Genomic DNA, 26181 nt, shown 5'->3' with positions numbered 1-26181 from the left:
GGGTCTCTCCTTGCTGAGAGCCCGCGCTAATTAGCCAATTAAGCTACGCAATGCTGAGCAAATGCCGCTAACAATTCGCTGATAAATTTCAGTCGTTGCGTCCGGTCAGTTAAATCCTGCATAAACTTCAGCTTGGTTGGCCCTTCCAGTCGATATATTTTCGGCTGACGTTGCAGCAGCCCAATCAGATAGACCGGATCGACCCTGTTCTTCTCGCTAAATTCGACAAAACCACCGCGTTCATTGCCTTCAATTCGCTTAATCCCCAACTTCTGCGCTTGCTGACGCAATTCAGCGGTTTGTAACAGGTAGCGGGCAGCATCTGGCAGCTTGCCAAAGCGATCGATTAGCTCAACTTTTAACTCATCAAGTTCTGTTTCATTACGTGCACTGGCGATACGTTTATAGAATGAAAGCCGGACATTCACATCAGGAATGAAATCATCGGGCAGCAGTACCGGCATACGCATCTCAATTTCAGTCTGATGACTGGTCAAATCCTCCAGTGATGGCTCGCGCCCCTCTTTCAGTGCATCAACGGCGTTCTCCAGCAGCTCCATGTAGAGCGAGAAACCAATGGTGGTCAACTGGCCGCTTTGGTCCTCGCCTAACAATTCACCCGCCCCACGAATCTCCAGATCATGGGTTGCCAGCGCGAAGCCCGCACCGAGATCTTCCAGTGAGGCGATCGCCTCCAGCCGCTTTTTGGCATCGGCGGTCATGGCTTTTGGGTTCGGCGTCAACAGGTAGGCATAAGCTTGATGATGCGAACGCCCGACACGGCCGCGCAATTGGTGTAGCTGTGCCAGACCAAAATGATCGGCGCGTTCAATGATAATGGTATTAGCACTAGGAATGTCGATACCTGTTTCGATAATCGTTGTGCATACCAGCACGTTAAAGCGCTGGTGATGGAAGTCATTCATCACCCGCTCTAGATCCCGTTCACGCATCTGACCATGACCAATTGCGATCCGTGCCTCTGGCACTAATTCAGCTAGCCGCTGGGTAGCCTTTTCGATGTTCTCCACGTCGTTGTACAGGTAGTAAACCTGCCCACCACGCAGAATCTCACGCAAAATCGCTTCCCGAATCACCAGGCTGTCATATTCGCGGACAAAGGTTTTCACCGCCAACCGACGCGCTGGCGGGGTGGCAATAATCGACAAATCGCGCATGCCGCTCATCGCCATATTCAGTGTGCGCGGAATAGGCGTTGCGGTTAGCGTCAGGATATCCACATCCGCGCGCATGGCTTTAATGCGCTCTTTATGGCGCACACCGAAACGGTGCTCTTCATCGACAATTAGCAGGCCGAGATCTTGCCAGCGCAGATCACTTTGCAGCAACTTGTGGGTGCCGATAATAATATCAACTTTCCCTTCCGCGGCTTGCTCCAGAATGAGCTGCTGCTCTTTGGCGCTACGAAAGCGAGACATCATCTCAATCCGCACCGGCCAGGTGGCAAAGCGGTCGCGGAAGTTGTCAAAATGCTGCTGGGCGAGCAGGGTGGTCGGCACCAATACCGCGACTTGCTTATTATTAGCCACCGCGAGGAATGCCGCCCGCATCGCCACTTCAGTTTTACCGAAGCCGACATCACCACACACCAGTCGATCCATCGCCAGCGGCTGGCACATATCACTGAGAACTGCATTGATGGCCTGTTCCTGATCCGGGGTGGTTTCAAACGGGAAGCTTTGGCAGAACAGCTGATATTGTTCGCGATCGAGTTTAAATTTGAAGCCCGATTTGGCTGCGCGCTGGGCGTAGATATCCAGCAGTTCAGCCGCCACATCCCGCACTTTTTCTGCGGCCTTCTGTCGTGCCCGACCCCAAGCTTCGCCGCCCAGTTTATGCAGCGGCGCATTTTCGTCTGCACCACCGGAATAGCGGCTAATCAGATGCAAGGATGAGACCGGCACATACAGCTTATCTTCACCGGCATAGGTCAATATCAGGTATTCAGCTTTGATACCGCCCGCTTCAAGGGTGGTCAGGCCCAGATAGCGGCCAACGCCGTGTTCCAGATGCACCACCGGCTGACCGGGGCGTAGCTCGGCCAGATTGCGGATCAGAGTATCGGTATTGATGGTGCGGCGGTTATCTTGCCGACGGCGGCTAACGCGCTCGCCCAACAAATCGCTTTCACAAATCAGCGCGAGCTGTTTATCCGCATCAAGGAAGCCTCGTTCGGCCGCACCAATCATCAGATAGTGGCCGGGGGCGCGGGCTTGCGATAATTCGGTTATCAGGGTCGGGCTGATTTTTATCCGTGCCAGCAGGTCTTGCAGTGTTTCGCGTCGCCCCTCACTCTCTACGGAGAACACAATGCTGCCGCTGAATGCCTCAATAAAGCGGCGCAGATTATCCAATGGCGCTTTTTGCTGCGCTTGCACCGCTAAATCAGGTAGCGCCTGATAGTGCAAGTTGGTATTGGCTGTTTTGGCGGGCAGTTCATCGGTTTTAAGCTGGAGCCGTGGCCACTCTTTTAGCTCGCTGAATAGCGAGTCTACCCGCAACCAGAGGGTTTCGGGGGCCAGCAATGGGCGCATTGGGTCAATGCGACGACTCTCAAAACGCTGATTCACATCGAGCCAAAAACGCTCAGCTGAGTTCTCCAGTGAACCGGTGTTTATCAATAGGGTGTTTTCAGGTAAATAGCTGAACAGTGAAGGTAATGGCTGGCTGAAGAACAGCGGCTGCCAGTACTCGATCCCAGCGGGCCAGATGCCTTTGCTCACTTGCTGATAGATATGTTCCGCATCACGGCGGACGTCGAACTGCTCACGCCATTGGCTGCGAAATAGCTCAATGGCCGCTTTATCAATGGGGAATTCATGAGCCGGCAGTAAGTTTATCTGCTCAACTTCAGTGAGCGTGCGCTGGGTATCCACATCAAACACCCGCAAACTGTCAATGTCATCGTCAAAGAAATCAATGCGATATGGCTCTTCGCTGCCCATCGGATAGAGATCCAGCAGTGCGCCACGGGTGGCAAACTCACCGTGCTCCATGACCTGATCAACACTGCGGTAGCCTGCTTGCTCTAGTTGGGCGCGTAACTTATCCCGTGACAGGTGCTGGCCCTTTTTCATCACCAGTGCATGACCATGCAGGAACTCATGGGGGCATACCCGTTGCATTAGGGTATTGACTGGGAGAATAATAACGCCGCGTTCCATTGCAGGAAGCTGGTATAGGCAGGAGAGGCGGGCCGAAATAATATCCTGATGCGGTGAAAAACTGTCATACGGCAGTGTTTCCCAGTCGGAGAGGGTATTCACCGGCCATGATGAGAATTGCTGGATCTCATCTCGTAGGCGCAGCGCCGTCTGCATATCGGGGGTAATTAACATTACCGGGCCATGATGGCGCTCAATGATTTCCGCACATTCGACCGCGCAAGCAGAGCCGGTCAACTGACCTAACTGACGGGTATCGCCACGTCGTTCAGGTAATGAATAACGATATTGTTGGGACATAAGCAGTTAAACAGTCTCTTTATCAGGACAAATTATCTCGGCGGCTATCCTAGCACGTGAACAGCTATAGCCACAGATGGGTGCTCTTTTTTGGAATAAAAGCCGGAGATTTAGGCGGTTAATGGTTCCATAAAGCGGTAGTACCCTTTATTATCCTCGATCACTTTGCTTTAGCAACAGGATCTAAACAGATTTCATGTATCAACCTGTCGCACTATTTATTGGCCTGCGTTATATGCGCGGCCGTGCATCCGACCGTTTCGGTCGGTTCGTTTCGTGGCTTTCGACCATTGGCATCACGCTGGGTGTGATGGCACTGATTACAGTATTATCTGTGATGAATGGTTTTGAGCGCGGTTTGCAAGATAATATTTTGGGGCTGATGCCACAGGCGCTGATAACCACGCCGCAAGGTTCACTCGACCCGAAGCAGATGCCAGCTTCAGCACTGAAATCACTGACCGGTGTGACCGACATTGTGCCGCTGACCACCGCGGACGTGGTGTTGCAAAGCGCGCGCAATCTCTCCGCGGGGGTGATGTTGGGGGTTGATCCCTCTCAGCATGAGCCATTGGCTAGCTATTTGGTTAATGTGCAGCTGAAAGATTTACAGCCCGGTAGCTACAATATGATCCTCGGCGAGAAGCTCGCAGGGCAGTTAGGGGTTAAACGGGGTGAAACGCTGCGTTTGATGGTGCCGAGTGCCAGTCAGTTTACCCCGATGGGGCGCATCCCTAGCCAGCGGCTATTTAATGTGATCGGGACATTCGCGGCGGACAGCGAGGTCGATGGCTATCAAATGCTGGTTAATCAGCAGGATGCATCGCGCCTAATGCGCTATCCGGCGGGCAATATTACCGGCTGGCGTTTATTCCTTTCACAGCCGCTCTCCGTTGATAGCCTGAGTCAGCAGACCTTGCCGGAGGGCATGGTTTGGAAGGATTGGCGTGATCGCAAAGGTGAGTTATTCCAGGCCGTGCGCATGGAAAAAAATATGATGGGGCTGCTGCTGAGCCTGATTATCGCCGTGGCGGCCTTTAATATCATCACCTCGCTGGGCCTGTTGGTGATGGAAAAGCAGGGCGAGGTGGCTATTTTGCAGACGCAAGGCTTGAGCCGCCGCCAAATCATGCTGATATTTATGGTGCAGGGCGCGACCGCTGGCGTGATTGGTGCGCTGCTTGGTGCCGGATTGGGTATTTTACTCGCCAGCCAATTGAACACCATCATCCCTATTCTCGGTTTACTGATCGATGGCGGCTCATTACCGGTGGAGATTAACCCGCTTCAGGTCACGGTCATTGCCCTGGTGGCGATGGCGATTGCTTTGCTATCCACGCTTTATCCTTCCTGGCGCGCTGCCGCCGCACAACCTGCCGAGGCTTTACGCTATGAGTAATCATCCTTTATTACAGTGCTTAAACTTGTGCAAACGCTATCAGGAAGGGCAACTGCATACTGACGTTCTGAGCAATGTGTCGTTCACCATTGAGTCTGGTGAGCTGATGGCAATTGTCGGTAGCTCCGGTTCAGGGAAAAGCACCTTGCTGCATCTGTTGGGGGGTTTAGATACCCCAACCTCCGGTGAGGTGATTTATCAGGGGCGCTCACTGAATCAGCTCTCCTCCAGTGCGAAAGCGGAACTGCGTAACCGTGAGTTAGGTTTCATCTATCAATTCCACCATTTGTTGCCTGATTTTACTGCATTAGAAAATGTCGCGATGCCACTGTTAATCGGCGGCGCTAAACCGGCGCAGGCGCAGGATAAAGCCCGTGCCATGTTAGTGGCCGTCGGGCTGGAGAAGCGCAGTAAGCATCGCCCCTCGGAGTTATCCGGTGGTGAGCGCCAGCGGGTGGCGATTGCCCGCTCGCTGGTCAATAACCCTTCGCTGGTTTTAGCCGATGAGCCGACCGGTAATCTTGACCAACGCAATGCAGATAGCATCTTCAATTTGCTGGGTGAATTGAATGTTCGTCAAGGGACGGCATTTTTAGTGGTCACCCACGATTTACAGTTGGCGAAACGGATGAGTCGCCAGTTAGAAATGCGTGATGGTCAGTTACAACAGCACTTGACGTTGGTGGGGGCGCAGTGATGGGTGCTTTGCCACTTTCGCTCTTAATCGGTTTGCGTTTTAGCCGTGGCCGCCGTCGTGGCGGTATGGTGTCGCTAATTTCGGTGATTTCCACTCTGGGTATTGCCTTGGGTGTTACCGTATTGATCGTCGGCCTAAGTGCGATGAATGGCTTCGAACGTGAGCTGAAAAACCGTATTTTGGCGGTTGTACCTCATGGCGAGATTGCGGCAGTTAATCAGCCATTCGCTGACTGGTCATCAAGCTTACAACGCATTGAAAAAGTGCCGGGTATTCTGGCGGCGGCTCCTTATATCAATTTTACCGGGCTGATTGAAAACGCCACGCAGCTGCGGGCGGTGCAGGTCAAAGGGGTTGATCCCGAGTCTGAGCAGCGCCTTAGCGCATTGCCCAGTTTTGTTGCTGATCACGCCTGGGATAATTTCAAGGCGGGGCAGCAGCAGATTATCTTAGGCAAGGGTCTGGCGGATGCCCTGGGGGTGAAACAGGGTTCTTGGCTGACGGTGATGATCCCCAATAGCGATCCTGAGATGAAACTGCTGCAACCTAAGCGCATTCGTCTACAAGTGGCGGGTATCTTTCAGCTAAGTGGTCAGTTGGATCACAGTCTGGCACTGGTGCCATTGGCTGATGCACAGCAATATCTTGATATGGGTGATAGTGTTACCGGTATCGCCATCAAGGTAGATGATGTTTATAACGCCAATAAACTGGTGCGCAGCGCCGGTGAGATGAGTAACGCCTATGTCTATATCAGCAGCTGGATTGGCACCTATGGCTATATGTACCGAGATATCCAGATGATCCGCACTATCATGTACTTAGCTATGGTGCTGGTGATCGGGGTTGCCAGTTTTAATATTGTGTCTACGTTGGTGATGGCGGTTAAAGATAAGAGTGGTGATATCGCCGTATTGCGCACGTTAGGCGCTAAAGATGGCCTGATCCGGGCCATCTTCATCTGGTATGGCTTGCTGGCCGGGCTTATCGGTAGCATTAGCGGTGTGGTGGCGGGGGTGATTATTTCGCTGCAATTAACCACCATTATCCGCGGTTTGGAACAGCTGATCGGGCATCAATTTTTGTCGGGTGATATCTATTTCATCGATTTCTTGCCGTCAGAGCTGCACTGGTTTGACGTGGCCTGCGTACTGGCAACTGCGCTGGTGCTGAGTTTGATTGCCAGCTGGTATCCTGCGCGTCGTGCCAGTCGTATTGATCCTGCGCGGGTATTGAGCGGGCAGTAGTTATTGCCGTGATACTCCCAGCGGCATCTGTGTTGGCCGCAGGCTACAACTCGAATTATCTAGGGCATATAAGGATAAGTTTATGTATTACGGCTTTGATATGGGTGGCACCAAAATTGAGTTGGGCGTTTTTGATGCCAACCTACAGCGAATCTGGCATAAACGAGTCCCTACGCCACGTGAAGACTATCAACAGTTGCTGCAAACATTACAGAGTTTAACACTGGAAGCAGATGCGCATTGTGGTGTTAAAGGCCGTGTGGGTATTGGTATTCCCGGTTTGCCTAATGCAGATGATGGCACTGTTTTCACCGCCAATGTTCCGGCGGCTATGGGCCAATCATTGCAAGGCGACCTGTCAAAATTGATTCAGCGCGAAGTTCGCATTGATAACGATGCCAACTGTTTTGCGCTGTCTGAAGCTTGGGACCCTGAATTTCGTGCCTATCCAACCGTTTTGGGGCTGATTCTTGGCACAGGGGTTGGCGGTGGTCTGATTGTCAACGGCAGCATTGTTAGTGGACGCAACCATATCACGGGTGAATTTGGTCACTTCCGCTTACCGGTGGATGCGCTAGATATCTTGGGCGCAGATATTCCTCGGGTGCCTTGTGGCTGCGGCCATAATGGTTGTATCGAGAACTATATTTCTGGCCGTGGTTTTGAATGGCTGTATCAGCACTTCACTCAACAATCTTTGCCCGCGACCGAAATTATCGCCAACTATAATGCTGGTGAACCTAAGGCCGTGGCTCATATTGAGCGATTTATGGATGTGCTCGCCGTGTGTCTGGGCAACTTACTGACCATGCTGGACCCCCATTTAGTGGTGATTGGCGGCGGATTATCTAATTTCGCGCAGATCTATGAGGAGCTACCCAAACGCTTACCGCAACACTTATTGCGGGTGGCGCGCTTGCCACGCATTGAAAAAGCGCGTTATGGCGATGCGGGTGGTGTTCGTGGGGCTGCATTTCTGAATTTGAATGAGTAATAGTCGTTACTATCAATAATAATACCCAATGTCATTGATGCTACAGGTGGGCGGTATGTTGCCCCTGTCGCCCCAAGTGGCAAGGTTATAGAAGAGGCAAAAAGTTATGCGCATTCGCCATCGGCTATGTCGGTTTCGCAAGAATAAGCATTTGCGGCATCAACGTTTTCGCTCCCGTATTTTTCATCGGGACAGTGCTGCCATCTCAGAAATGAAGAAACCCTTGGTGGTGGTACTGACGGGAGCGGGTATCTCGGCTGAATCTGGTATTCGTACTTTCCGTGCCGCTGATGGCTTATGGGAAGAGCATCAAGTGGAGGATGTCGCCACGCCTGAGGGGTATCGTCGGGATCCTGAATTAGTCCAAGCTTTTTATAATGCGCGCCGTCGTCAGTTGCAGCAGCCAGATATTGCACCCAATGCCGCTCACTTCGCACTGGCCGATTTGGAAGCGGTGCTTGGTGATAACTTTGTTTTGGTGACTCAGAATATTGATAACCTGCATGAAAGAGCGGGCAGTAAACGAGTGATCCATATGCATGGTGAGCTACTGAAAGTCCGTTGCACGCAGTCTGGCCAAGTGCTGGATTGGCCGGGTGATCTCTCTGCTGATGAGCGCTGCCACTGCTGCCAATTCCCTTCACCGCTGCGGCCGCACATTGTGTGGTTTGGCGAAATGCCGATGGGGATGGATGAGATCTATCAAGCACTGGCTGAAGCTGATTTCTTTATCTCAATTGGCACCTCAGGTCATGTCTATCCTGCTGCCGGGTTTGTGCATGAATCAAGCTTACATGGTGCGCATACCGTCGAGTTGAATCTGGAACCTAGTCAGGTGGAAAGTCAGTTTGATGAGAAGCACTATGGTCTGGCGAGTAAAGTAGTACCAGAATATGTGCGCGAATTTTTAACCACGCGTGGCGAGAATCGTCAGGGCGACTAATTATTTCGGCTAATGCTCTCTCTGCTTTTGTGGCACAGCAATAATACTCTGCCGGTTGATGAATAACTCATCCGGCGAGTTTTTTATGTCGCGGCTTTTATTCTGGCTTAAGTTTGTCTAAAACTGACCTGACGCAATATTTGATCACGATCACTTCCCCATAATGATAATCACTATTATGAGGGTGGGAACCATGGACAAATTACTCGACCGCTTTTTCAACTATGTCTCTTTTGATACACAAGCAAAAGCTAATGTAAAATCCGTGCCGAGCACTGAAGGGCAGCGCAAGCTTGCTCAGGCATTGCAACAGGAGTTGCAGGCGCTGGGTCTCTCTCAGGTTAGCTTGAGTGACCATGGCTGTCTCATGGCAACATTGCCGGCAAATGTCTCCTGGCCGGTCCCCACCATTGGTTTTATTGCCCATCTTGATACTTCACCTGATTTCTCAGGTAAAAACGTCAATCCACAGATTTTAGAAAATTACCGCGGTGGCGATATTGCCCTAGGGATGGGTGATGAGGTTTTATCTCCGGTTATGTTCCCGGTATTGCATCAGCTACTTGGGCACACCTTGATAACCACTGATGGTAAAACCCTGTTAGGCGCAGATGATAAAGCTGGCATTGCCGAGATAGTCACCGCCATAGTGCGCTTAAAGCACAGCCAGGTTCCTCACGGGGATATCCGCATTGCATTCACACCAGATGAAGAGGTGGGCAAAGGTGCGCGCTTCTTTAATGTGGAGGAGTTTGCTGCGCAGTGGGCTTACACCGTAGATGGTGGCGGTGTCGGTGAGCTGGAGTTTGAGAACTTTAATGCGGCATCAGTGACCATCAAAATTGTAGGGAATAATGTTCATCCCGGCAGTGCTAAAGGGGTGATGGTCAATGCTTTGTCGCTGGCGACTCGTTTCCATCAGGAACTTCCTGTGGAGGAAACACCTGAGTGTACAGAGGGTTACGAAGGTTTCTACCATCTGCAAAGTATCAAAGGCACTGTTGAGCGGGCAGAAATGCACTATATTGTGCGGGACTTCAATCGCGATGGTTTTGAAGCGCGCAAGAAGAATATGGTAGATATTGCCAAGCGGGTCGGGAAAGGTTTACACCGTGATTGCTATATCGAAATCATTATGGATGACAGCTATTACAACATGCGTGAGCATATTATTAAGCATCCGCATATTATTGAACTGGCGCAGCAGGCCATGCGCGATTGTGATATCACCCCGATTATGAAGCCGATCCGTGGCGGAACCGATGGCGCTCAGCTATCCTTCCGTGGGTTGCCTTGCCCAAATATCTTTACCGGCGGTTATAACTATCACGGTAAGCATGAGTTTATTACGCTGGAAGGGATGGAGAAAGCGGTCTCAGTTATTATGCGAATTGCGGAGTTGACCGCTAAACGAGCTAAAGCCGCATAAAATTACTGGCTATTTTTTAGCAAAACACCCCGTTGTTTGGGGCACCAGACTGCTGACAAACTCCGATGGCGCGATCTGGAACGGAGGGACGGGTAGAAGAGTAAAGCGTCCGCGCCAGGGATGGCGCGGATCGAGCCTCCAGGGAAGGATTTACGGCGTCTTTACGATCTACCTGTTCCCTCCGCAACCGATACTTTGTCAATAACCTCACGCCCCACTATTCGGGGCGTTTTTTTATGTCATAAACCGCAAAATTAGTCGTTAAAATACCAATACCCGCTGTTCACCATCGCACTTAGCATCGCCAGGAATGATGGATCTTCCAGTGCGTCACCCAGTTTCTCGGCATCAACACTGAAATATTGGCACAATGCGTCGGCAGCCTGCAAATGCGGTGTATCAATCAACTCACCGTTAGCATAACAATGCTCACCAATGCGCAGCACACGTAGGCCGCTTAGGCGTTGCAGCGCTTCGCCTTGCTGGAGCAACTCATAGATATCACCGGCCTGATAAGGCGGCTCCGGTGGTGCAATATCCAACTCATGGCGCGATTGAGAGATAAACTCACCGAACCAATTTTGGAAGTGCTCTGGTTGCTGGACTAAATCCAACATCATGGTACGGAGCTTATCGACCTCTTGCGGCAACACCTCAGCAGGATGTTCGCGCAATGGCAGGTCGGGATCACTGTAGCGGTAGCTACCTAACTCCCGCGAAAGTATGTAGTCAGCAAAGCCACTGACCAGTTCTCGTGCATTCGGTGCGCGGAAACCGACAGAGTAATTCAATGCATTTTCAAGTGCATAGCCTTCATGAGGGAAACCCGGTGGGATATAGAGAATATCACCTGGCTCCATCTCTTCATCAATGATGGCGTCGAAGGGGGCCACTTGCAGCAAATCTGGATGTGGGCAATGCTGCTTCATTTCAGTTTTTTCGCCGACCCGCCAGCGCCGCCGACCGGTGCCCTGAATGATAAAGACGTCATATTGGTCAAAGTGCGGGCCTACGCCGCCACCGGGTACTGAGAAGGAGATCATTAAATCATCCATGCGCCAGTCAGAAAGCGCACGGAAGGGGCGCATTAATGCCGCCGCGGGTTCGTGCCAGTGGTCAACCGCCTGAACCAGCAGTGACCAGTTGGTTTCACCTAAGTGGTCAAAGCTCTCAAAGGGGCCGTGACCCACTTGCCAGCGACCATCCTCATGACTGACCAGACGGCTATCGACCTCATTCTCCATCGCTAATCCGGCAAGCTCGTCTGGCGAGAGCGGGTCAATAAAATTTTTAAAGCCACGTTTAAGGATAACGGGACGTTTCTGCCAGTAGCGCTGCAGAAAATCGGGCCAATCGAGATCGAGTTGGTAATCCATGTTTATTCCAAATAGGAGGGGGCTTGGCAGTGATTATAACGGATGCCTGTCACCAGTATCAGGGGGGATAGGCAAATTTTGTTAATCATCGTGATAATCGTTTTGTTGGCCAAAGGTTACCATCATTTTTGCGCCACCTAAGGGGCTCTCAGTGATGGAAATTTTACCCTGATACTGCTCGATTATTTCGGCGGCGACCGATAACCCCAGCCCTTGCCCTGGGCGTAATGTATCCACCCGCAGACCGCGCTCGAAAATCAACTGCCGCTTGCTTTCAGGGATGCCCGGCCCATCATCCTCGACGACGATAGTGAGCTGTTTTTCAGAGTGTAGGGCGGTAATCTCAACAAATTCCAAACAGTATTTGCAGGCGTTATCCAAAACATTACCCATCACCTCCATAAAGTCATTTTTATCACCGAGGAAAGTAACTTCCGGCGAGATATCGAGAGTCAATACGACCCCTTTACGCTGGTAAACTTTATTTAGCGCACTGCACAGGCTATCTAGCAGGGCAGGAACAGAGTGAATTTCCCGCACCAGCACGCTATGTTCTGAACGCATACTGGCCCGATGCAGGTAGTAACCAATTTGTTGGGAGATTCTACTGATCTGCTCAAGCATGATCGGCTCAATTTCCTCGATACTCTCCTGTTTACCGGTACGCAAAGAGCGTAATGCCGTCTGTAATACTGCCAGTGGGGTCTTAAGACTATGGGTGAGATCCGACAGTGTGGTGCGATATTTGGTATAACGCTGGCGTTCATTAGTTAGCAAAATATTGAGATTACGAACCAAACTTTGTAATTCGCGGGGCGGGTTCTCATCCAGTTGTTCGCGCTCACCTTTTTCAAGCTGATTGATCTGGCTGACCAGCGCTTTAATTGGCCGTAGACTCCAATAGGCTGCCAGCCACAGCAGGGGGATCACCAACAGTAAATTTGCCAGTAAGACGTAGCTAAACCAGTCCCAAACCAGATCAGACCGCTGTAGCTCCTGCGGGATAGTATCGACGACCACAATAGTGAGTTGTGGCAAGTGGGAGGTCGGGGGATAAGTATTGACGGAGATTGAGTGAGTTAAGGCGCTGTTGTCGGTATCGTCATATTTTTTAAGCTGATCTTGGGCTTTCTGGTTATCACCGAGCATCATGCTACTGATGTGCGTTCCAGTATCCAGTTCGTAAAAGCCCGGTTTTTGTAACCAGCTTTTTTCGATACGAGATTCCAGTTCAGGGACATGACGCTGACGCCACAAGATGTTGCCATCTTTATCGTAAATCAAAATCAGCGTAGGGATGTTCAGCTCAAGTTCAGGGGGCATCGAAATACTGAGTTTATTATCGTGCCACTGTGCCAGACTGAAAAATAGGTTACTTTCACCACGGTGAGCTTTGAAGGTGTTCTTATCGAAGCTGACAATATAGCCCACCACCGCCACCATGCCATAAGAGAGTGATAGCGCAAGGATGACACCGGCAGTTGCCATAAGAAAACGGGCCCGCAGGGAGAACGGCTTACTATTTTTCCTGAACATGGTGTCTAGCTGGCGTCAAAACGGTAGCCCTGACCACGGATGGTCGTAATCACTTCACCCTCATGTTCTGCCTGCAGTTTTTTACGCAAGCGGCCCATTAATACATCAATGGTATGGCTCTCACGTAGTTCTGCATCAGGGTACAGTTGCAGCATCAGTGTCTCTTTGCTGACGACCCTACCCGAATTACGAATGAGGGTTTCAATAATGGTGTATTCGAAGGCCGTCAGTTTAATCTGTTGCTGATTGACACACAACTCTCGGCGCGAAAGGTCAATCTGAAATGGGGGGAACTCAATGACCTGAGACGCCAGACCAATATTGCGCCGCATCAAAGCTTGCATTCGAGCAATGACCTCCTCCAGATGGAAGGGTTTGGTCACATAATCATCGGCACCAGCTTCCAGCACCGCAACTTTATCTTGCCAGCTCTCACGTGCTGTCAGCACCAAAATGGGTAAGTTGGTTTGGTGGCTACGCCAACGACGGATAAGGCTCAATCCATCTTCACCGGGGAGACCAAGATCAATAATGGCGATATCTGGGGCGTGCTCTTGTAGGAAATAGTCCGCCTCTTTAGCATCTTCTGCTGCGTCGACCTGATGACCCATTTCACGCATTTGCACCGTAAGATGGTGGCGCAACAAAGCGTTATCTTCCACAACCAAAACCCGCATATCCAATCCCTCGATAGCTCATTGATCGGATAATTAACTATTACCCGGTCAATAATTAAAACTGATTATTTAGAAGTTATAACGCAAACCCACTGCATGTGATAGTCGCGCCTACGTGTATACAGTCCTTTTGATATTGCTAGCATTATCTGCGACAACAACTAAACCGGAACTAAACCGGGACTAAACAGGGAGGGAGTAGGGTAACGAAATAGACCGTGGGGTGATAAAAATGACGCTAACCCTTTGTATATTCGTTGGTATTTTAAGCTATAACTAGTCCACCAGGCTGAGTTGAGGGGCGTTGACGGGTGAATGACCTGCAACGTCAATCACGTTGCAGGTAAGTGATAAAGATTACTTTAATTCATCAACCATGGATGCCGCCCGACCAATATAGTTGGCGGGGGTCATGGCCTTCAGGCGAGTTTTCTCCTCTTCCGGCAAGGCCAGACCATCAATAAACGCCTGCATACCTGCGGCATCAACACGCTTGCCACGGGTAAGTTCTTTCAGTTTTTCATACGGTTTTTCAATGCCATAGCGGCGCATGACGGTCTGGATTGGCTCAGCCAGAACTTCCCAGTTATGGTCCAACTCTTCCAGCAGGTGCGCTTCATTGACTTCCAGCTTGCTGATCCCTTTCATCGTCGCCTGATAGGCGATCAGGGCATAACCCAGGCCGACACCCAGATTTCGCAACACAGTGGAGTCGGTGAGATCACGCTGCCAGCGTGAAACCGGTAACTTACTAGCCAAATGGCCCAGCACTGCATTAGATAGCCCAAGGTTGCCCTCGGAGTTTTCGAAATCAATCGGATTGACTTTATGCGGCATGGTGCTTGAGCCAATTTCGCCGGCGATGGTTTTTTGCTTGAAGTGATTCAGTGCAACATAACCCCAGATATCACGGTCAAAATCGATCAGGATAGTATTGAAGCGGGCAACACAATCAAAAAGCTCAGCAATATAATCGTGAGGTTCGATTTGAGTGGTGTATGGGTTCCAGTTAATCCCCAGTGATGTGACAAAACTTTCGCTGAACTGATGCCAGTCAACTTCAGGATAAGCCACGATGTGCGCATTATAGTTGCCGACAGCACCATTGATTTTGCCCAGAATTTCCACTTGTGACAGTTGGCGGAACTGACGCTCCATACGGTAAGCAACGTTAGCAAACTCTTTGCCGATAGTGGAGGGGGTTGCGGGTTGGCCATGGGTGCGGGACAGCAGCGGCAAGTCACGGTATTGGTGGGCCAGCGCTTTAATTGAATCAATAATCTGACGCCACATCGGCAAGACCACATCCTGGCGGGCGGTTTGCAACATTAAGGCGTGGGATAAGTTATTGATATCTTCAGAGGTACAAGCGAAGTGAATGAATTCTGACACCGCATGTAAGGCTGGAATGCTCTCCACCTTCTCTTTGAGGAAGTACTCAACCGCTTTCACATCATGGTTCGTGGTACGTTCAATGGTTTTGATGCGCTGTGCATCCTGCTCATTGAACTCTTGCACGATCTTATCGAGGTAAGCGTTTGCGTCGGCATCAAAAGCCGGAACTTCTTTGATTTCTGCACAGGCGGCCAGTTTTTGCAGCCAACGTACTTCGACCTGCACACGGAATTTCAGCAAACCGAATTCGCTGAAGATTGAGCGCAGTGCGCTGACTTTATCGCCGTAGCGTCCATCAATAGGTGAAACGGCGGTCAGTGAGGATAATTCCATCGGTGGCGACTCCTGAGATCAGATTTCAATTATGAGCAAGAATACTCTGTGCCTGCTTAAACAGACGATTTCGCGAAAACATTAACTGCAAGCGGCTTCCGCCAACTTGTTGCCAAAGCACGGCTGAGCGGATGCCCGCCAGCAGGGTGGCACGAATTTTTGCCTGCACCAGTGTGCTTTGTAAAATAGCCGGTGAACCTATGACCTGAATACGCGGGCCGAGCGGGCTGATAACATCAGTATAAATAGATGCCAGCGAACTCATCATAGTTTCAGATTCGAGGTCAAAATGTGCCAGTTGGCGATCAAGCTGGCTGATACGTTCACCTAAGGTATTCATGGCTGACTTATTGGCGTTGAGCTTACGTTCCAGCACCATCAAGCTCAGGGTATAGCGGGTCAATTCCGCAGCCGGCCCCTGACGATTGGCATTTAAGACGCTTTGCAAGGTTTCCAACCCCATTTTCAGGGATTGCTCATCACCGCCAAACACCGCCAGTGTTGACGGGGGGTTGGTTTGCAGCAACCCCCCCAGCACGGTACTTAATGCGTCATTATCGCACTGACCTTCATGGGCCAATTGTTGAACCAAGCGAGCTGACTGGCAGACTCCTGCCAATGCCAGTGTAATATCATAATAGTTCTTCGCCACGGTCACTCCTGTAAACATTTCGGCTCAGTGTTGACTGATTTAGTAGGGTGCTGAGTCAGTCAGTGGGTAGCGCGCTTCAATAATACCACCACCGAGACACACTTCAGCCTGGTAGAAGACGGCGGACTGACCGGGCGTAACTGCCGCCACCGGATTATCAAACCGAACTTCAACACGGTCATCATCCAGTGGGGTCACGGTGCACGGGATATCCTGCTGACGATAACGGGTTTTCACCACACAGCGGAAAGCGGCAGTGATGGGTTGACGATCAACCCAATGTAGCTGTTGGGCAATCAGGCCCACAGACATTAATCGCGGATGTTCATGGCCTTGTGCTACCAGCAAGATATTGTTGGCCACATCTTTATCCACCACATACCAAGGGTCATCGCCGCCATCTTTGGTGCCACCAATCCCTAACCCCTTACGTTGCCCCAAGGTGTGATACATCAGGCCCTGATGTTCACCCACATGCTGGCCGTCTACGGTCATGATAGGCCCGGGTTGCGCCGGCAGGTAGCGGCCAAGGAAATCGCGGAATTTGCGTTCGCCAATAAAACAGATGCCGGTAGAGTCTTTTTTCTTTGCGGTGACCAGATCAAGCTGCTCGGCGATGCGGCGAACTTCAGGTTTTTCTAACTCACCCACCGGGAACAGGCTCTGAGCAAGCTGTTCGTGACTGAGGGTATAAAGGAAGTAGCTTTGATCTTTATTGCCATCCAAGCCACGTAACAAACGGCTTTTACCATTAACGTCCTGACGGCGAACATAGTGACCGGTAGCAATATAGTCCGCCCCCAGATCTTCGGCGGCGAACTCAAGGAAAGCTTTAAATTTGATCTCTTTATTACAGAGAATATCGGGATTAGGCGTGCGCCCAGCTTTATACTCGGCCAGGAACAGTTCGAACACGTTGTCCCAATACTCTGCGGCAAAATTGACGGTGTGCAACTCCATGCCCAGCTTGTCGCATACCGCTTGAGCATCGGCCAAATCGGTCGCTGCTGAGCAATACTCTTCGCCATCATCCTCTTCCCAGTTCTTCATGAACAGGCCTGCGACTTGGTAGCCCTGTTGCTGGAGCAGGTAAGCGGAAACGGAAGAGTCGACACCGCCGGACATACCGACGATGACTTTTTTCTGGCTGTTATCTGACATGGGAGTCTCACTAACGTAAATACCTAAGTCTCGGCTGGACTCTCGCGGATCAACCATCCGCACAATTTATCCACGCCGATAAGGCATTATAAAAACAAGCGCCGGATTTTATCACGTTGATCGCGTTGCTGCATTGTTGATTCGCGCTCTGAGTGAAATTACCTGCGTAAATCAAATCCGCCTGTTATAGCGGCCAGTTAAAGGGGCCAACTAAATCAAGGGAGTAGCGCTCTGGCTGTTGGTAACAGCGGATACTTTCTGCGACCAGCGGTGAACGCAAATTGGCTGATTGCACTATTTCATCGGCAGTGAGCCACAGGCAGCAGTCGATATCAGTGTCATGGGGCGAGGTGGGTAGTGGGGCCGGCAGTTCAATCACAAAAGCGAAACGTAAAAATGGCGTTTTGTCCGGTGCTATCCATTGATGCATCCGCAAAAACGATTGCGGTGTTGCACGAATACCGGTCTCCTCCCACAACTCCCTTTCCGCAGCCTGTAGCAGGGTTTCATCTGCTTCCAGGTGACCTGCAGGTTGATTCCACAACTTTTTGCCGTTAATGGTCTCTTCGACAACTAAAAACTTCCCTTGGGCGTGTACGACACAAGCGACGGTAACATGGGGCTTAAACATGGTTTATCTCCTTCCATTCGCCTGGCTGCAGGTCGCCAAGACTTAAATTTCCCATACTAAAACGTATCAGACGTAGAGTTGGGAAGCCAATATGGGCGGTCATTCTGCGGACTTGCCGGTTGCGACCCTCGAAAAGGGTGATCTTTAACCAACTGGTGGGGATCGATTTTCGCTCGCGAATAGGTGGATGACGTGGCCAGAGCCATTCGGGTTCAGCCACTAACTCAGCGCCGGCCGGTAAGGTCGGGCCATCTTTTAAGGTCACCCCCCGCTGAAGCTGAGTAAGCGCTTCCTCTCCGGGTACTCCCTCTACTTGCACAAAATAGACTTTACCTGTTTTCTGGGCCGGTTGCGTCAGTTTGGCTTGTAACTTGCCATCATTGGTTAACACCAGTAAGCCTTCACTGTCACGATCAAGTCGGCCAGCGGCATAAACATCACTAAAAGGAATGAATTCCTTCAAAGTTCGCCGTCCCGACTCATCTGTAAATTGCGGCAACACATCAAAAGGCTTGTTGAATAACAGCACTCGCCGTGGGGTAACTGGCGCTGTCGCTTTGGCCTGTGACTGAGTGCTGAATCGGTTAACTTTGTGATTTTTAACAGAGAATTTATTCATGATTATTGCGATTCCGAATGATTAGCGCATTATACCTCAATCCGTTTCGGATTGGCGTGGAACGAATATTCAAGTAGTATTGACACGAATCTTACAAGGCATTAACAAAATTGCGCTGAAGGAGAGGTTGATGGAAAGCAAAGTAGTGGTTCCGGCAGAAGGTAAGAAAATTACTGTCGATGCTCAGGGTAAACTGGTCGTTCCGCATAATCCGATCATTCCCTTTATTGAAGGTGACGGCATTGGCGTTGATGTGACTCCGGCCATGATCAACGTGGTCGATGCTGCGGTGAAGAGAGCTTATAAAGGTGAGCGTAAAATCGCCTGGATGGAGATCTACACCGGTGAAAAATCAACGCATGTTTATGGTAAAGACGTCTGGTTGCCAGAAGAGACATTGGATCTGATTCGTGACTATCGCGTTGCGATTAAAGGCCCGTTGACCACGCCTGTGGGTGGCGGTATTCGCTCTTTAAACGTTGCTTTACGTCAACAACTCGACCTGTATGTGTGCCTGCGCCCAGTGCGTTATTACGAAGGGACACCAAGCCCGGTAAAACACCCTGAATTAACCAATATGGTGATTTTCCGCGAAAACGCAGAAGACATCTATGCGGGCATTGAATGGAAAGCGGGTTCACCAGAAGCTGAGAAAGTGATCAAGTTCCTGCGTGAAGAGATGGGCGTGAAGAAAATCCGCTTCCCTGAACAGTGCGGTATCGGTGTAAAACCTTGTTCAGAAGAGGGGACCAAGCGCTTGGTACGTGCTGCGATTGAGTATGCAATTACCAACGATCGTGAATCAGTCACTCTGGTTCATAAAGGCAACATTATGAAATTCACCGAAGGCGCATTTAAAGACTGGGGTTACCAGTTAGCGCGCGAAGAGTTTGGTGGTGAGCTGATCGACGGCGGCCCTTGGGTTAAAATCAAAAACCCAAACAACGGCAAAGAGATCATCGTGAAAGATGTGATTGCTGATGCCTTCCTGCAACAAATCCTACTGCGTCCTGCTGAATATGATGTTATCGCCTGTATGAACCTGAACGGCGATTATATTTCTGATGCATTGGCTGCACAGGTTGGCGGTATCGGCATTGCCCCGGGTGCTAACATTGGTGATGAGTGTGCCTTATTCGAAGCCACACACGGGACTGCACCAAAATATGCGGGTCAGGATAAAGTGAACCCAGGTTCTATTATTCTGTCAGCTGAAATGATGTTACGTCATATGGGCTGGTTCGAAGCGGCCGACTTGATTATCAAAGGCACCGAAGGCGCAATTCAGGCCAAGACTGTGACTTATGATTTCGAGCGCTTAATGGATGGCGCTAAACTATTGAAATGCAGTGAATTTGGCGACGCCATTATTCAGCACATGTAATTGCACGATTAGTGCAATATCTCACGGAGGCTTCGGCTTCCGTGATTTTTTCAACCTTCTTATGTTTCTTCTGCAAAACCCCCTGCAAAATAGCCATTTTTCGCTGACTTAATATCCTGTGATTAGCAAAATTCCGAAAATTTTTAAGGTATTAGCGGTATGTCTCATGGTTTGGAACCACTCTCTGCTAGAGTATGCCCACTGATTATTATAGGAATAGTAATTAATGGGACGGATTTTAAGTATTTGTTTGCTGGCTTTGGCATTAAGTGCTTGCGATAGAGGCCATGCGCCTTTTATCTTCACAGCAAACGTTGCAAGCTATTCGAATATATTCGGGTTTGACCCAATACAGGGGCCGGTGAAATCACTGACTCAAAAAATGCTAGATGCGAAGGGTGATACTTATTCTGACGTTCATGCAGAGATAAATGAGGATGGCTGCTTTACCGCCCTTCGGATACATACTCCCGATCAAGATGTCGATTTGGATTACGTAAAAGAGGGGAGTTATCTAATCGATAATAAAACTAAAGAAAAACAGCTCGTTTTAAATGATAAATGCAACATTACTCAAACCGCGAGTGGAAACGTTAAAGTCATAATTAATGACAAAGGATTCGTAACAGATGTTAAAATGTCTGAGTCTGGAGCGACAAAGAAACATTATGATTATGATGCTAGTGGGTTTCCTGTCGTAGATATTAGCTACGATAATGGCAAGATATTTAAAATAGTGACTGAATTAGATGCTAAAGGACAAAGCCCATTTAATTATAAAACGAAGATTTATGAAAATGATAAGCTGGTACTGTCAACTAAAAGAGTTTGTGAAACTGATTCACATGGGAATCCGACATCTTGCAAAATAGAGAGTATGGAGCCTGAAGGTAAAGTCATCGAGGTCTACACGGCCACATATAGTACAGAGTACTACTGATTGCGGCGTTTTAATTAATAAGTTTTAATTAAAATAGGATAGGCGGGAACTCTTCCCGCCATCTGATGTGAATACTTACGCGAAAGGAGGCTCTTTTCTCAGAATTTTATCTATGATATTTAGCACACCAGAATCATTATTTGAGTCAGTCTGATACTTGGCAATTCGTTTAATATTATCGGGTGCATTTGCCATGGCATAACCAAAGCCCGCGTATTGCAACATTTCAACATCATTACCACCATCACCAAAGGTGACGACCTCCTCATCTTTTACCCCCCAAATATTTTGGAGTAATTTGATGCCATTGGCTTTGTGGACACCGGGTATTATCAGGTCGACAGAACCATGGCCGCTGGAGACTGGCGTGACAATACCTGCCAGTTCATATTCAATGAACGTCATAAAATCGGGCAACTTTTCATTGGGTAAACTGATCGCGAATTTAAATGCTGGTTCTGTGACTTGAGTGAAATCATCAATAATTTTAAGTCGATGATAGTATTTACTCATGGTGGTATAGAACTCTTCATCTGAAGAACTCAGCATATACGCACCATTTTTTCCGCAAAGTATCACATCAAGATAGGGGATCGGCAGTAACGTTTTTAGCACATGATGACAGTCGTCACTGGCTATTTTCCCACAAAAAATCTCAGTATTTTCATTGCTGACATAGGCGCCATTCTCAGCAACAAAAGCGATTTCATTAACGATATCAGGGAAAAATGAAATTAGCTGATAATATTGATTGCCACTGGCAACAACAAATTTTATTCCATTTTCTTTTAATTGTGAATATTGTGCACTAAACCGTTGCCGATCAAAGCTCATTTGATCGTTGAGGAAGGTTCCATCCATATCAACAGCAATAATTTTGATGCTCATTTCATTTTCCTCTTTAGCATATTTTAAAATAGGGCTGATAGAAAATATTCACACGTAACTTATCTAAAAAAAAGCTAGCATAATTTTGCTAGCCGGTAAAATTACCTACTCAGTTACATTCTAATCTTCAAATTTAATATTCAAAACATTGCGTTGGCTAACTCTGCTGCTGCTGATACCTTTAGCCTGAGAGTCCAGAGGGTAGTCGAGGGGATAAGTTGACATTCTATAGTGACCTTTCTCTGGTTAAATGTGTTTGAGTGATTAATTTGAAAACACTTCATAAAAGACTTAAATTAAGTTATAAAATATAATGCTGCGGCAAGAAGTGTCAAGCACAATCTTGACTGGTGAGCAGGTTTATCACCTGAGGTTGCAGGGCGGCGATATTCAGTGGCGAGTGCAAACTTGCAGTGTATTTTTTGAATAGTGATATTTCTGTCTTAGACTGATTTACCCGATGGCAGAAGCCTCTGAGTGTTAAATCTTAAATATGCGGAAGTTATTGTAAGCATCAAGGGTGTATTCTGATATTCCATTATGGTAATCAGATTTTATGCTATCGCGATAAACAAAGTGAGGAATGTGTTTGCTATCAAATGTTTTTAATAACTCAGCAGAGAGATCTTCGATACAATTCTGGCTGATCAGCTCCCCAGATATGGCTATAGTGGCAGGATTAATTATTGCAATCAAAGATGACGTAATATGGGTTAGTCTATCTAACACCAAGGTGTGCTGATATTTTATATTGGTGCTATTTTCAGCGCTATTATAAAATGGCAATTTAGATACTTCACCTGCAAATTGGCTGGCACCTCTAAGCATTTCCCCTGAAATAACAATACCACAACCAGTACAATGCCTTGGTGGCATGTAAATGTAAGCAATAGGTTCATTTATATTACGGCAGTTAATCCGATAGAAGCCAAATGCCGTATAATTCATATCATTACCTACCTGAACAAAAATACCAAAGCGGGCACTTAATTGTTCGGTTATTGCTAATCCCTCTAGGTTAGTTATATCGCAGGAAAGTACGCTTCCACCAACAACAATACCGGGTAACCCAAGCCCTACGGCTCGGATGTTACTATGCTTATCAGCAACATTCTGAATGTGCGTTATCAATGCATCCACAGTGAGATTACTGTAGATCTCATCATATTCTGCAATGGTCTTATTATCAGCAGAGATTAGGCGAGAGGATATAACACCTGAGGTATTGGTTCCCTCGATATAAATGCTTAATAGGCTAAAATAGTTCGAATTATATATATAACGTTTTGCTGGGCGGCCACCGCGTGATTCATCAAGAGACTCCTCAATAATTTCTCCCTTTGAACAGAGTTCATTCAAAATAGTGCCGCATGTCGCCAGACTGAGTCCAGTGTGGTTAGATATATCGCCTTTGGTTGCTGACACCAGTGATTTTAGTGTACTTGTAACCAGCATAATATTTTTTTGTTTCATCTGTCTGGTGGTATTCATCGGAATAGTTGTCATTTTTTTCACCAATGGTTCAGCAGAAATGAATATAACATGTTAGTATTTATGAGGAAATCACTATCATTGTATTTGTTGTTAGCCTTCGCGTACTTATTTCACCCGTTTGACTACTGATATTTCTAATTTAGGCTGGACAGATAATACATAAAATTCAATTAAGCCTGTAGGGGTAATAACCCACCTACAGGCTTTCAGTGGCAGAGGGTATTAGCCTGCCGACTCTTGCTTATATAGCTCTTTTGGCGCTGTTTTGGCTATTTCGGGTTCGGTAAATAGAGCATCTTGCGATATGACTTCTATCGGTGCAGCAGCAACCTCGCGGGCGCGTTTGCGTAAACTGAACCAACCGGCAATAAGTAACAGGGTTATCACGGGAATAGTGGCGATAGTCCAGGTGCCATTCGGATAGTCGAAAGCCATCATCACTAAAACTCCGAGCAGGAAACAGAGTGTCAACCAAGATGTTACTGGAGCGCCGGGCATTTTAAAGGAGACCGGTTTAGCTGTACCCTGTTTTATTGCCTGGCGTAATTTCATCTGGCAGATAATGATAAATGCCCATGAGCTGATAATACCCAATGAGGCGATGTTCAAAACAATTTCAAATACTTGTGATGGAACAAGATAGTTTAATAATACGCCAAAGACATAAATTCCTACAGTAACGAGTATCCCGGCATAGGGGACAGATTGCGGGCTCATTTTGGACATGAATTTAGGTGCCGAACCGCCCATGGATAGTGAGCGCAAAATACGGCCAGTAGAGTAAAGGCCTGAGTTCAAGCTGGAGAGTGCAGCTGTTAACACCACAATATTCATGATGCTACCAATATAGGGGACACCTAAATTACTGAAAAAGGTTACAAAAGGACTTTGCCCCGCCTGGTAGGCATTCCATGGTAGCAAACAGACCAACAGCACTACGGAGCCAACATAAAATAGACCGATGCGCCAAATGACACTATTAATAGCCTTTGGCAGCATTTTTTCCGGGTCCTTGCACTCACCAGCGGCAGTACCGATCAATTCAATCCCCGCGAAAGCGAATATCACTCCTTGGATCAATATCAGCGCTGGTAATAACCCGTGCGGAAAGAGTCCGCCATTATCGGTGATGAGATGCACACCAGTTGGGTGCCCTGCAACACTCTGCCCAGTCCCAAGGAAGACTACCCCCACGACCAAAAATATTGCAATAGCCGCGACTTTGATCAGCGCGAACCAAAACTCCATTTCGGCAAACCACTTCACACCAATCATATTCATGGTCGCGACAATTGATAACGCGGCGAGTGCAAATAACCATTGGGGAACATCAGAGAACGTCCCCCAATAGTGCATATAGAGTGCTACAGCAGTAATATCGACGATCCCGGTCATTGCCCAATTGAGGAAATACATCCACCCCGCGACATAGGACGCCTTTTCGCCTAAAAACTCTCTGGCATAAGAAACAAAGCTACCACTGGAAGGGCGATGTAAGATTAATTCGCCGAGAGCTCTGAGAATTAAAAATGAGAAAACCCCGCACACAAGATAAACCAACGCTAGCGCCGGACCCGCCATTTGCAAGCGGGCACCAGTACCCAAAAACAATCCGGTACCAATAGAACCGCCGATAGCTATCATCTGTATATGACGTCGCCCCATACTTTTGTGGTAGCCAGTATCATGAGAATCTAACCAGCGTTTCTTTGCGGCGTGATGAGTCTCCGCGGAGTATTTTCCTGACATCATAGACTTTCCCTATTTTCTTGTCTGTCGTGCAATCATCGTGAATGTATTACAGCAACTGATTGCTAAAGGTTAATGCATAAATAGCGTCTTAGCGCCTTCCGTTATTATGGTTTTTATTGCTGTCATGGGATTTCTGGAGGGGCATGCTATCGTTTCTATCGTGATGAGGCAAAAAATATTCACTTATAACTTATTTTTGTTGTGCTATTAGCAGAGTCAGTAATTTAAAATTAATGATTAATTTATATACAATAAGAGTGTTTTTCAGGCATTGAATTCACCCCACCTATTGGTTAAATTCCATACAGTTTGTAGCTCATTGTTTAATATATTAAAAATTAATCATTGCTTACCTTAAGTATAAATTAAGCATACATTGATTAAAAATCAACTATTCTCATGCTTAGTTTGTATTGCGGGATTATTTAACGACACTAAATTGCAATTTATCTTATTGCTATTAATAATGAGCTATCATTGTTTTTTATTTTCCCGCTTTAACTTATAATTTATTTTTATGCAGTGCCGCTAATATTCTCAATTGTATTGAACAGGCTGCTAGATTGTTGTAATTAAATCTGTTTTGCCAATAAGTTTGGGGGCGGATATTTTTATGTGAGTGACCTTGATTACTTACTGAGCATAAACCGGCATGTTTTTAGTCAGTATGGGATCTGGCACACAATTTGTTGAAAATGATATTGCATTCCGTATCCATCAATAGGGATACGCGCAGCGCAGTAGAAGTGATTATTGCCAAAATTTTATGGAGGAGTGTTACTGCTAAAGCAGGCAAAACTAAAATAGAAGTGTACCACTGCAAGCGGGTACATTTTTGAAAATCATACCAGACAAAACCCTCACCCTTCGGATTATTTAATTACAAAACGCCAAGTTAAGTTAATTATAATAAACTTGACGATATCTTCTCAAAAATAGAAATCCTAACCACTGAGGTTGTTTTTTTATTTTTAATCGAGTGGTAGTTTGATTGCATATTTTACATTTCAACAAAATGGTTGGTATGTAATGTCGATAATTTATTTTTTAGTGCCACTCTGGTTGATGTTTTTATAAGAAAAATCAATCGGATGAATATTAACAGCTTTAAGCATTAGATAAGCCATCTTCCGTTCCTTAGGTGCTACC

At 48.0% G+C, this 26181-nt stretch carries 20 protein-coding genes; 8 read left to right on the top strand and 12 right to left on the bottom strand.

Annotation, left to right across the window (positions count from 1 at the left end):
• Window positions 1–38: 38 nt before the first annotated feature.
• The gene (mfd, locus tag HRK25_RS17485; RefSeq protein ID WP_049602460.1) at window positions 39–3485 is read right to left on the bottom strand and encodes a transcription-repair coupling factor; all 3447 of its coding nucleotides are present in this window, start codon (window positions 3483–3485) and stop codon (window positions 39–41) included.
• Window positions 3486–3681: 196 nt separating this feature from the next.
• On the opposite strand from mfd, the gene lolC reads away from it, so the two are divergent.
• From lolC to pepT, 6 genes are all read left to right on the top strand, one after another.
• Window positions 3682–4884, top strand: coding sequence for a lipoprotein-releasing ABC transporter permease subunit LolC (gene lolC, locus HRK25_RS17480; protein ID WP_005273108.1), 1203 nt, complete (start codon window positions 3682–3684; stop codon window positions 4882–4884).
• Window positions 4877–5581, top strand: a complete 705-nt coding sequence (gene lolD, locus HRK25_RS17475; RefSeq protein ID WP_032897398.1) for a lipoprotein-releasing ABC transporter ATP-binding protein LolD — start codon at window positions 4877–4879, stop codon at window positions 5579–5581. The genes lolC and lolD overlap by 8 nt, the downstream gene beginning before the upstream one ends.
• Window positions 5581–6828, top strand: a complete 1248-nt coding sequence (gene lolE / locus HRK25_RS17470) for a lipoprotein-releasing ABC transporter permease subunit LolE (protein WP_005273110.1) — start codon at window positions 5581–5583, stop codon at window positions 6826–6828. Before lolD ends, lolE begins: the two co-directional genes overlap by 1 nt.
• Before the next feature lie 82 nt (window positions 6829–6910).
• Window positions 6911–7822, top strand: coding sequence for an N-acetylglucosamine kinase (nagK, locus tag HRK25_RS17465; protein ID WP_005273114.1), 912 nt, complete (start codon window positions 6911–6913; stop codon window positions 7820–7822).
• 106 nt (window positions 7823–7928) lie between these two features.
• Window positions 7929–8765, top strand: coding sequence for a Sir2 family NAD+-dependent deacetylase (cobB, locus tag HRK25_RS17460; protein WP_032897401.1), 837 nt, complete (start codon window positions 7929–7931; stop codon window positions 8763–8765).
• A 193-nt stretch (window positions 8766–8958) separates the two neighbouring features.
• Entirely contained in the window at window positions 8959–10194 is a 1236-nt protein-coding gene (gene pepT, locus HRK25_RS17455; RefSeq protein WP_032897404.1) for a peptidase T, read from the top strand.
• Between the two features lie 254 nt (window positions 10195–10448).
• Here the strand turns inward: pepT and HRK25_RS17450 are convergent, their stop codons facing one another.
• The 8 genes from HRK25_RS17450 to rluE all read right to left on the bottom strand — a co-directional run bounded on the left by HRK25_RS17450 (window position 10449) and on the right by rluE (window position 18574).
• Window positions 10449–11570, bottom strand: coding sequence for a ribosomal protein uL16 3-hydroxylase (locus HRK25_RS17450; RefSeq protein ID WP_005273123.1), 1122 nt, complete (start codon window positions 11568–11570; stop codon window positions 10449–10451).
• Window positions 11571–11651: 81 nt separating this feature from the next.
• Entirely contained in the window at window positions 11652–13106 is a 1455-nt protein-coding gene (phoQ, locus tag HRK25_RS17445; RefSeq protein WP_032897407.1) for a two-component system sensor histidine kinase PhoQ, read from the bottom strand.
• A gap of 5 nt (window positions 13107–13111) precedes the next feature.
• Window positions 13112–13783 (bottom strand): two-component system response regulator PhoP, encoded by a 672-nt coding sequence (gene phoP / locus HRK25_RS17440; RefSeq protein ID WP_032897410.1) that lies wholly within the window; start codon window positions 13781–13783, stop codon window positions 13112–13114.
• Window positions 13784–14140: 357 nt separating this feature from the next.
• The gene (gene purB, locus HRK25_RS17435) at window positions 14141–15511 is read right to left on the bottom strand and encodes an adenylosuccinate lyase (RefSeq protein ID WP_005273133.1); all 1371 of its coding nucleotides are present in this window, start codon (window positions 15509–15511) and stop codon (window positions 14141–14143) included.
• Window positions 15512–15536: 25 nt separating this feature from the next.
• On the bottom strand, window positions 15537–16163 hold the full coding sequence (gene hflD / locus HRK25_RS17430; RefSeq protein WP_032897413.1) for a high frequency lysogenization protein HflD: 627 nt from the start codon (window positions 16161–16163) through the stop codon (window positions 15537–15539).
• Window positions 16164–16202: 39 nt separating this feature from the next.
• Window positions 16203–17324, bottom strand: coding sequence for a tRNA 2-thiouridine(34) synthase MnmA (mnmA, locus tag HRK25_RS17425; RefSeq protein WP_005273139.1), 1122 nt, complete (start codon window positions 17322–17324; stop codon window positions 16203–16205).
• 184 nt (window positions 17325–17508) lie between these two features.
• Window positions 17509–17955, bottom strand: a complete 447-nt coding sequence (locus HRK25_RS17420) for an NUDIX hydrolase (protein WP_032897417.1) — start codon at window positions 17953–17955, stop codon at window positions 17509–17511.
• The gene (rluE, locus tag HRK25_RS17415) at window positions 17948–18574 is read right to left on the bottom strand and encodes a 23S rRNA pseudouridine(2457) synthase RluE (RefSeq protein WP_005273144.1); all 627 of its coding nucleotides are present in this window, start codon (window positions 18572–18574) and stop codon (window positions 17948–17950) included. Before rluE ends, HRK25_RS17420 begins: the two co-directional genes overlap by 8 nt.
• 130 nt (window positions 18575–18704) lie before the next feature.
• Between rluE and icd the strand changes: the two genes are divergently transcribed.
• Window positions 18705–19958 (top strand): NADP-dependent isocitrate dehydrogenase, encoded by a 1254-nt coding sequence (gene icd, locus HRK25_RS17410; RefSeq protein WP_005273146.1) that lies wholly within the window; start codon window positions 18705–18707, stop codon window positions 19956–19958.
• Between the two features lie 226 nt (window positions 19959–20184).
• Window positions 20185–20898, top strand: coding sequence for a YnfC family lipoprotein (locus HRK25_RS17405; RefSeq protein ID WP_005273148.1), 714 nt, complete (start codon window positions 20185–20187; stop codon window positions 20896–20898).
• A 75-nt stretch (window positions 20899–20973) separates the two neighbouring features.
• Here HRK25_RS17405 and HRK25_RS17400 read toward each other — a convergent pair whose 3' ends face one another.
• The 3 genes from HRK25_RS17400 to ansP all read right to left on the bottom strand — a co-directional run bounded on the left by HRK25_RS17400 (window position 20974) and on the right by ansP (window position 25032).
• Complete coding sequence (locus tag HRK25_RS17400) at window positions 20974–21786, bottom strand: Cof-type HAD-IIB family hydrolase (RefSeq protein ID WP_049602475.1); 813 nt, start codon at window positions 21784–21786, stop codon at window positions 20974–20976.
• Window positions 21787–22266: 480 nt separating this feature from the next.
• On the bottom strand, window positions 22267–23292 hold the full coding sequence (locus HRK25_RS17395) for an ROK family protein (protein WP_032897423.1): 1026 nt from the start codon (window positions 23290–23292) through the stop codon (window positions 22267–22269).
• A 210-nt stretch (window positions 23293–23502) separates the two neighbouring features.
• A complete protein-coding gene (gene ansP / locus HRK25_RS17390) occupies window positions 23503–25032 on the bottom strand; it encodes an L-asparagine permease (RefSeq protein WP_032897425.1) in 1530 nt (509 codons plus the stop codon).
• Window positions 25033–26181: the final 1149 nt, after the last annotated feature.

This window comes from Yersinia bercovieri ATCC 43970, from assembly GCF_013282745.1.
GTDB lineage: Bacteria > Pseudomonadota > Gammaproteobacteria > Enterobacterales > Enterobacteriaceae > Yersinia > Yersinia bercovieri.
This window is presented reverse-complemented; position numbering and strand designations above follow the sequence as displayed.